This window comes from Paenibacillus sp. FSL E2-0201 (genome assembly GCF_037963325.1).
Taxonomy (GTDB): Bacteria; Bacillota; Bacilli; order Paenibacillales; family Paenibacillaceae; genus Paenibacillus_AQ.
Map to the genome: position 1 here is coordinate 1,448,373 of NZ_CP150154.1, position 12,531 is coordinate 1,460,903.

At 43.2% G+C, this 12,531-nt stretch carries 14 protein-coding genes and 1 pseudogene; 7 read left to right on the forward strand and 8 right to left on the reverse strand.

The window, feature by feature from the left end; genetic code table 11:
- Positions 1 to 42: 42 nt before the first annotated feature.
- The 6 genes from NSU15_RS06505 to NSU15_RS06530 all read left to right on the forward strand — a co-directional run bounded on the left by NSU15_RS06505 (position 43) and on the right by NSU15_RS06530 (position 4,868).
- Complete coding sequence (locus NSU15_RS06505; RefSeq protein ID WP_339289658.1) at positions 43 to 1,035, forward strand: siderophore ABC transporter substrate-binding protein; 993 nt, start codon at positions 43 to 45, stop codon at positions 1,033 to 1,035.
- Positions 1,036 to 1,232: 197 nt separating this feature from the next.
- Entirely contained in the window at positions 1,233 to 1,736 is a 504-nt protein-coding gene (locus tag NSU15_RS06510) for a sigma-70 family RNA polymerase sigma factor (RefSeq protein ID WP_042185661.1), read from the forward strand.
- Positions 1,729 to 2,922: an anti-sigma factor gene (locus tag NSU15_RS06515; protein ID WP_076121697.1), complete on the forward strand. Its 1,194-nt coding sequence runs from the start codon at positions 1,729 to 1,731 to the stop codon at positions 2,920 to 2,922. Before NSU15_RS06510 ends, NSU15_RS06515 begins: the two co-directional genes overlap by 8 nt.
- 126 nt (positions 2,923 to 3,048) lie before the next feature.
- Positions 3,049 to 3,555: a metallophosphoesterase gene (locus tag NSU15_RS06520; RefSeq protein ID WP_042125020.1), complete on the forward strand. Its 507-nt coding sequence runs from the start codon at positions 3,049 to 3,051 to the stop codon at positions 3,553 to 3,555.
- Positions 3,556 to 3,658: 103 nt separating this feature from the next.
- A complete protein-coding gene (locus NSU15_RS06525) occupies positions 3,659 to 4,120 on the forward strand; it encodes a GNAT family N-acetyltransferase (RefSeq protein ID WP_339289660.1) in 462 nt (153 codons plus the stop codon).
- Between the two features lie 37 nt (positions 4,121 to 4,157).
- Complete coding sequence (locus NSU15_RS06530; protein ID WP_339289661.1) at positions 4,158 to 4,868, forward strand: HAD family hydrolase; 711 nt, start codon at positions 4,158 to 4,160, stop codon at positions 4,866 to 4,868.
- A gap of 103 nt (positions 4,869 to 4,971) precedes the next feature.
- Here NSU15_RS06530 and NSU15_RS06535 read toward each other — a convergent pair.
- The 3 genes and pseudogenes from NSU15_RS06535 to NSU15_RS06545 all read right to left on the reverse strand — a co-directional run.
- Positions 4,972 to 5,034 (reverse strand): annotated as a pseudogene (locus NSU15_RS06535) (RCC1 repeat protein); the annotation flags it as partial.
- 243 nt (positions 5,035 to 5,277) lie between these two features.
- A complete protein-coding gene (locus NSU15_RS06540; protein ID WP_339289662.1) occupies positions 5,278 to 6,384 on the reverse strand; it encodes an FAD:protein FMN transferase in 1,107 nt (368 codons plus the stop codon).
- Positions 6,385 to 6,565: 181 nt separating this feature from the next.
- Positions 6,566 to 7,498: a glycosyltransferase family 2 protein gene (locus NSU15_RS06545; RefSeq protein WP_339289663.1), complete on the reverse strand. Its 933-nt coding sequence runs from the start codon at positions 7,496 to 7,498 to the stop codon at positions 6,566 to 6,568.
- A 270-nt stretch (positions 7,499 to 7,768) separates the two neighbouring features.
- Between NSU15_RS06545 and NSU15_RS06550 the strand changes: the two genes are divergently transcribed.
- Entirely contained in the window at positions 7,769 to 8,491 is a 723-nt protein-coding gene (locus tag NSU15_RS06550; protein ID WP_076119983.1) for a DsbA family oxidoreductase, read from the forward strand.
- A 141-nt stretch (positions 8,492 to 8,632) separates the two neighbouring features.
- Here NSU15_RS06550 and NSU15_RS06555 read toward each other — a convergent pair whose 3' ends face one another.
- The 5 genes from NSU15_RS06555 to NSU15_RS06575 all read right to left on the reverse strand — a co-directional run bounded on the left by NSU15_RS06555 (position 8,633) and on the right by NSU15_RS06575 (position 12,441).
- Positions 8,633 to 10,213, reverse strand: a complete 1,581-nt coding sequence (locus tag NSU15_RS06555) for an oleate hydratase (RefSeq protein WP_076119982.1) — start codon at positions 10,211 to 10,213, stop codon at positions 8,633 to 8,635.
- 156 nt (positions 10,214 to 10,369) lie between these two features.
- Positions 10,370 to 10,939, reverse strand: a complete 570-nt coding sequence (locus NSU15_RS06560; RefSeq protein ID WP_339289664.1) for a TetR-like C-terminal domain-containing protein — start codon at positions 10,937 to 10,939, stop codon at positions 10,370 to 10,372.
- Between the two features lie 20 nt (positions 10,940 to 10,959).
- Positions 10,960 to 11,355, reverse strand: coding sequence for a hypothetical protein (locus NSU15_RS06565; protein ID WP_339289665.1), 396 nt, complete (start codon positions 11,353 to 11,355; stop codon positions 10,960 to 10,962).
- Positions 11,356 to 11,402: 47 nt separating this feature from the next.
- Positions 11,403 to 11,924, reverse strand: a complete 522-nt coding sequence (locus NSU15_RS06570) for a hypothetical protein (protein WP_339289666.1) — start codon at positions 11,922 to 11,924, stop codon at positions 11,403 to 11,405.
- A 97-nt stretch (positions 11,925 to 12,021) separates the two neighbouring features.
- On the reverse strand, positions 12,022 to 12,441 hold the full coding sequence (locus NSU15_RS06575) for a GNAT family N-acetyltransferase (protein ID WP_339289668.1): 420 nt from the start codon (positions 12,439 to 12,441) through the stop codon (positions 12,022 to 12,024).
- Positions 12,442 to 12,531 lie beyond the last annotated feature (90 nt).

The window sequence follows — 12,531 nt, forward strand, 5'->3', positions numbered from 1 at the left end:
ATAATTCAAATAGCTTGACTATAAATTATAGGGGTGAATATTTTGAAGAAGAACGTATCTTTACTAATCATGACAGTGTTTCTTGCCGTAATCTTGGCGGCCTGTGGCTCCAATAATGCAGCAACTTCAGATAATAATACAGCAGCGGCAGGCAATACAGAGGCTACTACTGCACCGAATACAGAATCCAAAGAGCTTACTATTAAGCATGAACTTGGAGAAATTACGATTAAGAGTAACCCGCAGAAAGTCGTTGTATTTGACTTCGGTACACTCGATACTTTGGATAAACTGGGCGTAGAGGTGACTGGAGTGCCTCAAAGCAATGTACCCTCTTATCTCTCTAAATATAGCGATGCCAAATATGAGAATGTCGGTGGTTTGAAAGAGCCTGACTTCGAAAAAATAAATAGTCTTTCTCCTGATCTGATCATCATTTCCGGCAGACAGCAAGATTCTTATGATGAATTCAGCAAAATTGCACCTACATTGTACGTTGCTGTAGATAATGCGAATTACATGGAATCCTTCACGAAAAATGTGAAGACGCTGGGCCAAATTTTTGGCAAGGAAGCTGAAGTAGAAGCTGAGCTTGCGACTATTACTGACTCCGTTAAAGCTCTGAATGAGAAAGCTAAAGCCGATGGTAAAAAATCTCTTATTATTCTTGCCAATGAAGGAAAAATCAGTGCTTATGGTTCAGGTTCACGTTTTGGTATTATCCATGATGTATTCGGATTTGTTCAAGCGGATGATAAAATCGAAGTATCCACTCATGGTCAAAGCGTATCGTACGAATATGTAGCCGACAAGAATCCGGATTATCTGTTCGTAGTAGATAGAGATGCAGCTGTGAAGAGTGATGGCAGCAAATCCGGTTCAGCGAAGGATGCAGTTGAGAACGATCTCGTGAAGAACACAAATGCTTTTAAAAACGGTAAAATCATTTACCTTGATCCTAACTACTGGTACTTGTCCGGTGGCGGTTTAATCTCTGTTAGTGAAATGCTCAAAGAAGTTGAGGTTGTTCTGTAAGCAGAGTAACCTGGAGAATTGAACGATCAATAAATATTCCGATGATTATTAACAAGCCTGTTGGCAGGAGTAAACCTCCTTGTCAGCGGGCTTTTTTTCGCATTCTTCCATAGAATAACTGGTATATTCATACTAGTTGTTGAATTTAACTGTAACTTTTTATGTTGGCATACGTGGTTAGGTTAAGGGGGGAGTGCATGAAGCGAAATTCACTGGATGAAATATATCAGATGTATGTGATGGATATTTACCGCTATTTGCGCTCCCTTTGTGGTGATCATCACGCGGCCGAAGATTTAATGCAGGAGACCTTTTACCGAGCTTATTTATATTTGGAGGATTGTAAAGACGAGAAGATTAAGCCGTGGTTGTTCCGTGTCGCGTACAATGCCTTCGTAGATTATAAGCGGAAGGAAGGACGCAGTACTGTTCAGAGTGAGGATTTTTTTAAACAGCTCGCCCATCCAGATACCACGGAAAGCACGCTGCTTCGGCAGGAACGTTGGGAAGAGATGAGGATTGCGATAGGTGAGCTACCGGACAATCAGAGGCATGCACTGCTACTACATGATTTTCATGGTCTTAGTTATCTGGAAGCATCGGACATTATGAATGTGGGCCTGTCCCAATATAAGATATTGATCTTTCGAGCCAGACAGAAGCTGCGTGAAGCGGAACGGAGGAGGAATGAGCATGAGTGAGGAATTCAAGGAGAAATTAAAAAGGTATGGAGAAGGTACTCTTCCTGACGAGGATAGAGATGAAGTGGAGCGGGAGTTAGAGAAGATGGAAGCTTATCAGGCTTATCTGGATGAACTGATGGGTGAAGAAGAGCGGGCTTCAAGTGAGGATAAGAACATAAAATTCGGCAAGGGTAAAAGAAACAGACCTGGCAAGGAAAAAAAGATCATCCGCTGGGGTAAATGGAGAGCTCGGATATCGAATACTTTAACGGTAATTTCTGCGTTTTTAATTTTCTTGATTATCAGCAGTGTCATCACTGCGATATTTTATAGCACTGGAGAAAGAGGAGAGACTTATAGTGATGTTGTTTCTTCCGCTATTGCTGTCTCACAGCCGAATACGATTGTACATTTGAGTAGTGGTACCGGTCCATTTTTTAGCATGAATCTGACAAGTAAGATAGAGAAACAAGTGGGAGATGAACAAATTACTGTCGGGGATTATTCAATGAAGCTCCTATTTGGGTGGGCTAGGCTCTACAACTATTCATGGACGGATGATAGTAGAAGTGTAGGTTATTATTTTGTGTATCCGCAGGAGAATCAATCTGTGACAAACAGTATGGATAACAGCAATGAGTGGGAGAGATTGGAGAAGCTGCCGGAAGGAACAGTAGCGGAAGCTTACTTGTCTTTTGATCAATTTTTTACGACAGATGAGCTGTTGAAGAAGTTTGAGCCTAAGAATCTTCAGCCTTTGTGGTTTGCAGCAGATACAGGTCCACGGACACGACAGCCAGTCGTAAATGATCCATTAGGTTTTCCGTATATGCCTATTTGGCATGATGATGATATGAAAGTGACCCAGGAATCAAAGCAGAAGCGAGGATGGTTCGGAGGGGTGACTAGCCGTTCGAGTGTTTCACCATCTGTTGAGTCATATGGTGATGGTGAACTGCGTAATGCAAACTTCCTGAAGACGCTGCGCTTGATGCAAGAGCATAAATCAATCGCGGACAGGGTAATTCCGTTTATTGATTTGGATGATTCCATTAGTTATTTGGAGAAGAACGGAGTTAGGCTATATGGAGCTGTAGTAACCGGTCCGGTGAAAGAATTGCTTAAGCTGAAGGAAGAAACATGGGTCAGCGATTTGCATGTGGGGGAAGTAAGACTATGGAATTGGCAGGATCGAGAGTCCTAGCTGCGGAGTGGAAGAAGTCACAGAACTTGCTTCTCGCTTAAGCAAATCGTACAATTATTTGAATATTAGATTTATGGATATGTGTGATAACTAAAGTTGAGTATGATAGATTAGGAGCTGAGATTTATGAAAGTAGGAGTCGTATCTGATACACATATGTCAAGAATGGCTAAGTCTCTGCCAAAGGCGTTGATAGCAGAGTTTCAAAATGTGGATTTAATCTTGCATCTCGGTGATTGGGTGAGTATGGGAATCTATGATTTACTGACGAAATTAGCACCGGTAGAGGGTATTGCCGGAAATAATGATGGCGATGAGATCATTGAGCGTTTCGGAGAACGCAAGATCATTACTCTTGAGGGAATCCGAATCGGAATGGTTCATGGACATACGCCACATTCTCGCAAAGGAACGGATGGAAATGCCCTGCTTGCTTTTGCGAATGATGAGGTGGATTGTATTCTTTTTGGTCACTCACATCAGCCCTTGCTAAGAGAGGAGAATGGTATCCTGCTATTTAATCCAGGTTCTCCTACAGATAAGCGGCGTGAGAAATTGTATTCTTTCGGAATTTTAGATATCGAAGCGGGTAAAGTTAGTGCCCGGCATGTGTTCTACGATTCAAAGGAATAAGGCTCAATTATCCAAATCATTCGGCGTTCTCTCCATGGTGAACGGCTCGGTAACCCTTTACAATGAGGTTAAAACGGGCGAAGCCGGAAAGTGAGCGCTGAGGATGAATAACTATCGTATAGAACGAGTGGTTCTGGATGATTTAGAATGGCTCATTCCATTATTTGATGAGTATCGAGTATTTTATGGAGCAGCCTCAGATCGGGAAGGTGCACGCGCCTTCTTAGCTGACAGGCTAAAGCTGAATGAATCTGTGATCCTTATGGTAGTTGAGGGGGATGGCGATGAGAAACGCGCGTGGGGCTTCACACAGCTCTATCCTTCTTTTTCATCGGTTACGATGGAGCGCCTCTGGATACTGAATGATTTGTTCGTTACTGAGGGACTGCGAGGGCATGGCCTAGGTTCCAAACTGCTGGACAGTGCTAGAGACCACGCCCTTTCTACGAATACGAAGGGCTTGTCCTTGACAACGATGACAGAGAATGTGGGAGCGCAGCGTTTGTATGAAGCGCATGGATACCTTCGAGATGATGAATTTTATACCTATAACCTTTTTTTCTGAAGATAGCTAGAGAGAAAGATAAGTAAGGGGCGTTAAAGTGGAAACAAGTCATAAGTTGGCAATCTTTTTTGATCTCGATGATACGTTATATGATCATCTGGTTCCTTTTAAAGAAGCAGTGTGTGAAGTGCTCCGCCCAGATGAGAATTGTCTGGACTTTGCGGAATTATTTTATAAAGTGAGACATCATAGCGATGTATTATGGCCGATGTATTTGCGCGGTGAGATTCCGCTTGAAGAGACAAGAGTGCGGCGGTTGGAGCTTGCTTTTGCAGAGTATGGGTTACAGATTGATCGTGACCAAGCCTCGGCGGTACAAGCGGCATATATTGGACGACAATACACTATTCAAATGATTGATGGCGTGCGTGAGCACCTTGAACGGTTCATTGCGGACGGCCATAAGGTAGGCATTATTACGAATGGACCGAAGGATCATCAGATGAATAAGATTGTGGGATTAGGGTTAGATCAGATTATTCCCGAGGATATGATCTTTATTTCTGATGCTGTAGGTCTTGCTAAACCGGATCCGGAAATATTCGTGCACGTAAACCAAAAGTCAGGCACTTTGGCGGAGAACTCGCTTTATATAGGGGATACTTGGGCTAATGATGTAGTTGGAGCGCTTGCGGCTGGATGGAAGGTTTGTTGGTACAATCCGAGAGGCAGACAACCGGCTACGGATCATAACCCTAGTTATATTTTTACTAATTATAAGGAGTTTGGTGAGCTTCCTCTTGTGTAAGAGGAGGTACAAAACATAAGCCATGCGAGAGAAATTGGCGCATGGCTTTCATTATTTTATGCATTAATAATTTTGAGAACTAATTTCTTGGTAGTTGGATGCCTTACCAGCTGTGTACATCGCATTGACCATGTTCATTATTACCCACAGCAACCACCGTGCCGTCGCCGCAACCGCCACAATATCGCGCCAGCCGCTATGGAAGGTAGGGGTCTCACAAGGTTCATGAATTTCGCTCCTTTGTTGATGTAGATGTTTCCGAGGTTTAACTGTATTAAACCATAGTTCTTTCTTGTTCGTATATTAAACTGAGAGAGAGGCGTCCTTCTCGCTGCTCCAAGTCAGATCTATAAAAAAAGCTTGCTCCCTAGAAAGCCGGCTTCGGCTCTATGGGGCAAGCTTTTTTCATTTAGTCTGCGAAGCTGTACGTTGGATCCGTCAGATTCATTCTTTCTTTAATACCTGCGGTGGCATAGATTTTGTTGTCGTCGGTAATAAAGAAAGCTTCCACATCTTCAGGTAAAGATTCAAGATATTTCATACCCTCTTCAATTCCCATCAAGAATACCCCCGTTGATAAGGCATCTGCGTCTGTTGCATTCGGGCTCATAATGGTAAGGCTTTTGAGACCGTTCTGAGAAGGATATCCTGTACGTGGATCAAGGATATGATGGTAACGAACATTGTCCTGCATAAAATACCGTTCGTAAACACCAGAAGCATCGATGACCTCATCTGAGATTTTAATAGTTCCTAGCTGTGTGCCGCGGCTTTGATCCGGATCCTGCAATCCGATATTCCATTCCGTTCCGTTTGGCTTCTTACCGAGTGCAATAATACTGCTGCCTCCGAGGTTAATCATAGCGCTATTCAGACCTTGCTCTTTCAAATAATCAGCGATACGGTCAGCAGCATAACCTTTACCAATGCCACCCAGATCTAGCACCATATTTTCCTTCATAAGCTTTACAGTTTTCGCAGCTTCATCAATTTCAACGTCCTTGTAATTGGTTAGGCTCTTCGCTTTATCAATTTCAGCTTGGGGAGGGACCTTATCTCCACCGCTACCGATATTCCAAAGATCGATTAACGGACCGATTGTAGGATCAAATAGCCCGTCCATTTCCTTTGCGTATTGTATGGATTGTTTAATTACATCCAGGGTCTCGTCAGAAACAACAACCGCTTCTTTTCCTGCTGCCTGATTGACTGCGTAAGTCTCTCCACCTTCTTTGGTGCGGCTAAGCTCCATATCCATTCGCTCCAGCATCTGCTGGATATCATCCATATTTTTCTGTTCTACAGTAGCACCGAACACTTTGATATTCACAACAGTATCATAAATATAAAATGTTTGAGAGAGAGACTTTTCCTCCCCTTTTCCGGCTGTTGTTGCGCTACCCGTAGTTCCCGCTGTTTTATCGTCCTTATCTTTAGTAATTAGCCAAGCTCCGACAGCTATGACGGCGATGACGATTACAACGAGGATCAGCGTCGTTTTTTTGTTCTTGAACATATTCCACCATCCATAAAGTTAGTTTCTAAAACAAAACACATTATTTATATCATACCCCAGATCAGAAGTTGATGGAAATTAATTTCATGACACATTTAGGGATATAATCTGGCGACATAGAAAAAAAGCCCCGTATCCTGATTCGGAGCGGCGCTACAGATTTAGAAATAAACGATGCTACTTAATCTAGCATATATTCACTGTATTTATTCTTGCGAGGGTTTAATACGAAGAGGATGCCCTTGGCATATCCGCTAACGGCTTTGAAATTCCGTTTTAGAGTTGCTTTAACCGTCAGACAAGACAATGTCCAGATCAAAGCAGCATAATTCATAAAAGGAGCTTTACGCAAGTTGAGCAGATAGTAGTGATTGATTGCGGTAGCCCGTGCTACAACCCCCGCCTTATCACGAGAACCTGGCGACTCATGATGGATGATTTTCATAGCGGGGTTAATCACGAGCTTGCCATAGCGGCTGGCCAAGTGGGATAAATAAATATCCTCGGCTATGGAGTAGCTTGTCATCCATGGATAGGGCTTAATATCACGCAGTGCCGAGCGCCGGAAGGACATATTACACCCGTGAAAAAAATCTGTTTCAAATACCTGCTTCTTCTCTCCCCAAAGGAATTGCGAGCCTGCAAACATACTTGCCGACAATCTGCCCGGTGATCCGGACATTTGTCCGGTTATCATACCGAACAGCCTGCTTGGAATGCTACTATGTATGCCTTTTGCAATACCACCTACACCAACAATGGAATTATCGGCTGCATAAGTATCTAGCAGTCGCCGAATATATAAGGAGTCATCTAATTCTGCATCATCATCTAAGTGGAGCATAATTTCTGCATGGATCAGTCCTAGCGCTTCGTAACGGGAAAGCCAGAGGCCAGGCTTAGTTTTGCGATGATAATGAAGTTCAGCCTGCGGTAATCCAGTTAGTATTTCACGATAATAAGCTAATCTGTCCTCAGGGATCTCACCGTCGTCCACAATCCATAGCTCGATGGAGATGTCCTCAAGCTGTGTCTGCTTGCCAATGGACTCTATGCACACCGTAAGGTCGTCGATTCGGTTACGGGTAGGAATCACTATAGATATATCATACATATCTGATCTCCCTTCCGGACTTCTTTTGTCCGCTAATCTGAATGCAGTCTTCCGGCAAAATGGTTACCTTCATTCTATCTGTCCTGAAGAAGAGCGTATATACCACTTTCGTATACTTTTAGTTGGGGCTCAGGTCTAATGAGATTTTTTGAAATAAAAGTTAAGTTTGTATTTTTCGGTTTTTAACTATATAATAGTAAGCGACGAATATTTAGTTATCAATCTTATTCAGCAGTTACTAATGAACAATAATATTAGGAGGTTTTTTTCATGAGAATAGATATTTGGTCCGATTATGCGTGTCCATTTTGTTATATTGGTAAAAGACGTTTGGAGAATGCGCTGAGTCAGTTCCCGAACCGAGATCAAGTAGAGGTGGTATTCCGTAGCTTTCAATTGGATCCACATGCAAAATTGAATGAAACTCAGAGTATTCATGAGATGCTGGCTTCCAAATACGGTATGACGATTGAAAAAGCAAAAGCAATGAACGCACAGCTAGCTGAGCAAGCCCAAGATGTGGGATTGGATTTCCAATTCGATACAATGAAGCATACGAATACTTTCGACAGCCACCGCCTCAGTCACTTTGCAAGCTCAAAAGGAAAAGGTGCAGAAATGTCCGAGCGTCTGCTACGTGCCTACTTTACGGATTCATTGAATCTTGGGGATCGCAGTGTACTTGCTACACTTGCTGCTGAGGTAGGGCTTGATCAGGTAGAAGTAGCGGCAATGCTGGAGACAGATGCTTACACAGCTGAAGTGAATGGAGATATCGAAGAAGGAAGCCGTCTGAATATTACCGGTGTGCCTTTCTTCGTGTTCAACAATAAATATGCTTTATCCGGTGCACAGCCTGGACCTGTATTTACAGAGGTGTTGGATACCGTGTGGGCGGAAGAACAAGCTGGACCAACACTGCAAGTGGTTGGCAAAGGAAAATCTGACGTATCTACGGATGATGGCTGCGCGGACGGATCTTGCAATATATAAAGTTCGTATAGTGTGGAGAAGAAGAGATGGAGAAGTATCCATTTCTTCTTTTTTTAATTCCGAAACTCTGCTCTGTTTTACACACTAAAAAGACAAGCGCCGCCGAATCTATCCGGGAACGCTCGTCTTTTTAAGAAGTGTTTATCTAAAAGAAGTGATAAAGCTTGTGAACAAGGTGCGGACATCATACTGATGTTGATTGATTGGTTCGATAGGCCGGTTAATGCCGAGCAACGTGTATACTGCAGTTCTGGCTGCTCTGATAGAGTATTCTTCCGTGAATACAACATCATCTGGAATTTCGCAATATTGTCCAACGAAGGCAAGGTTAGTAGAGCCTTCAGGAACTACTTTAGGTCGGTCACTGTTTAGTCTAGGCATGAATTGTGAAGTGATATAAGGCATCATACATGGAATACAATTAGCAGTTGCCATGATCTCATCCTTATGTTCTTCGAAATGAAGATGACCGATTAATTCTTCCATAATTTCTTCACCGGTACATTCACTCATTTTCTTCTTCACGAAGTCTCCTACGTTGTCAGGGTACAAACCGTAACCCCAGAATACTTTTACATGCTCTGGTTGATTGCGGAAATGCGGTTGGAAAGCTAATACAACGGACATTAACCAGCTCGAATCTTTAAAGGTAACCAATGCGCCAGTACCTGCACGATTACGAGTGAATTTCTCCATAAGATCGAAGAATTTGGAATCTTGGAAGGTCACGGTAAAGGACTCCCATTTCGAACCATCTACATGATCATCGAAGGAGGATGGATTGCCGAGACCTGGTTTTTTGGCGGCGATGTTCTCCCATAATTTCCATGAGCTACCCTTTCCGTTGAGACGTGGGGCAGAAGTCATAGATCCAAGGCTGGAGCCTTCGGTCATAGAGCCGTTCGTGACGATTACGATATCGTCTTCGCTTATGTTAATAACGTCTGGGACACCTTGGCGTAGGACGTTCATTTGGGTTACGGTAATGCCATCTCCGTCTTTGAACTGCAGGTCAGTTACTGTACATTTCAATGTAAAGTCTACACCAAAGCCTTCGAGATATTTGTGCATAGGTAAGATGATGGAATCATACTGGTTATATGGAGTGCGGGTTACGCCTTCCAGGGTTTGAATTCTTGGGAACTCATGAACGAAGCGAATCATATATCGTTTAAGCTCTACCGCGCTATGCCAAGGTTGGAAGGCGAAAGTAGTAGCCCACATATACCAGAAGTTCGTGGTGAAAAAGTGTGGACCAAACCAGTCGTTAATCCGAGCTTTTCCCATTTTTTCTTCTGGTGTAATAATTAATTTACCCATCGCAAGCCGGTCAGCCATATCGAAGCCCATGGATAATACATCTTCCACCTCACCGTTACGGTTAACGAGTCTAGCGTTAGCATGTGTTGGATTGGCGGTATCGAATTCTATAATCTCTTCTCTAACGGATTTGTCAGGATGGTCGAGGGAGGGAATCGACATGAGTAGATCCCATGTATTCTCATAGGTCTCATCGTTGAGCATCCGGCCACCGCGAATGACATAACCGTGCTCAGTGTCACCTGCGCCGTCGTTGCTGCCACCGAGAATCTTCATCTCTTCAATAATGTGAATGTTCTGTCCCGGAAAGTCACAGTCTCTGACCAGGTAAGCCGCGCCCGCTAAGGATGCAATTCCGCCACCGACAAAATAAACCTGTTTATTACCGTACTCTTTTTTCACAATGGTCGCCTCCAAGTTGTTGTTGAAATAATCACATTCTTAATGTAAACCAACTCTAATTCTGAAGGTATAATCAAACCTTTTAGAGTGTATGGATTTTAGTCATTTCGGTCTAACTGTCTAGTTTTTAGACAAAAAACCGCTGCAACCCAAAGGTTACAACGGCGTATTCTCATACTTGTGCAAGGCTTTTAGAATATTTCCCTCAATGAGTACACTTAGCTTCTCGATAATATGATCCGGATGTTCCTTCATCCCATCTCTCATCCACTGAATGACAAGGCCTGTGAAGGCCAGTGTATAGAAGTTGGCAATGAAGTGCTTATCTTCTTGACTGACCTCCATCTCGACGGACAGTTCGTTTATAACACCCATAATGAGATCATTCGTCACATCATATAGATACGCATCCAGATGATTTCTGCCGAGTGAGTTCAAGGTGTTGCAGCAAAAGGTTTTATTCCGTTCGATGTAGCAGAAGATTCTATAAAAACCGTCCGTCCATGTGCTGTAGCTACGATACTGGGCGATGCTTTCTACAGCCTCGGTCTTATAGATCCAACCCAGTAAATCAAATATATCTTGGAAATGATAATAGAAAGTTTGTCGATTTAGTCCGCAATGGTCCACGAGCTGTTTGACTGTAATTTTATTGAGCGACGTATGTTCCATTAGTTCTTTTAAGGAATGGGACAATGCATTTTTGGTTAGAAAAGAATTGGACAACGATCGATCATCTCCTCCGTTCAAGCTTTCGGCCACTGCTTAACCAGCAGACGAATTGCTTCCGCCAATAAACCGAGTGCAAATCCTCCACATGTAAAAAAGAAAAAAGCTAGGAATCCCGCGAGATCCTCCCAACCGGACATCTCTCTATAGGTGTAGCTTAGCATAATTACCGAACCGATGATTATTCCTGTTGTAGTGATTAACCAGAGTAGACGAGCTCCGAGCCACCCTAAGGCATTGACGATACCAGATACGACAATGGAAAAAAGGGCGAAGCGCAGCAAGAGTATGACATCCAATGTATGAGCCATCATAACGAATCTGTGCAGAATGAAAAGCAGCCATAGACAAACACAATAAACAGCCATCCAGATTAACCAACGGTTACTTTTGGCAGCAGGCAGGAATTTCATTTCTGGCTCACCTCTTTTTCCAAAGTACGAACGGTGTGCAGTAGGGATTATATGGAGAAAGACTCCAGTTCTTCTGCACTTTGTAGAAGATGATTCAGCAGGTTCGGAATGTCCTCCATCTGCTCTTCCGTGATTTGCCTTTTGAATCGCAGCTCGATGCAGTTATTGTAGGTTTCGCCTTCTTGACCATAAATGAAGCTTAAAGATTGCACGGGCTGGAATTCAGGCCCCCAGATCGCTTTGAGAATACTCTCGATCGCCTGACATTCAGCAGGGATATCTTCGATCTCCATATAAAAACGTAACGAAAGATTGCAACCGGGATCCGTGTTAGGTACTTCCAATATTTCATCGCTAAGATCTTTCACAGATGAAGTAAGAAAGACTTCGGCGGTTACGCTCCTGCCAGCCGTCAATTGGAAGGAAAGGCTAAATTCTCTGGACATCGATGCCATATTCAGAAGGTCGGAACGATCCGTAACTACTAGAATTCCGTCCAAATTATCGTAATCGTAGATTTGGTTCTCAAAAGCAATTTTAATATTATCGAAGACAGTAGGATGGAACAATAATGGCACCTTCTTTTGTTTATTAGTATTGTAACATGATCTAAATAGAAGTGAAAAAGATGCCCAGGGACCATATGGACCGGGCATCTTTCGCTTGTTACTCCATGACCTTGAACATGCCCGTCATACCCGGGGCATGATTCTGAAAGCCGAATCGTTCGTAAAAGGTATCATTCCCATGTGATGCGAAAAGTCCGACGAACGCGCCAGAAAAACAATGAGATCGAATATAGTGTAGTAGCTGCTCAATAATGACATTACCAATGCCTTGGCCCTGAAATTCGGGAAGCACGGCTACGTCCTGAATATAGAAGTACATATGACCATCGCCGACGATCCGCCCCATACCGATAACCTTGTCTTCCTGAACAACGACCATCCCATACACCGAATGAGCCAGAGAGGCTGCGGTCATTTCCGTATTCACATTCCCCCAACCGACAGCTTCCCATAAGGAGGCATGCTCCTCGGTCGTGGGTAAACGTTCAATACATTCATAATGATGTGCTGTTGTCATAGCTAATCACCCATTCTTTGTTAAGTTATTGTAGCGATTGTAGTGTAGTAAGCTCCACTGTAATCAGCCCCCTTAGGATGAATGGGTATT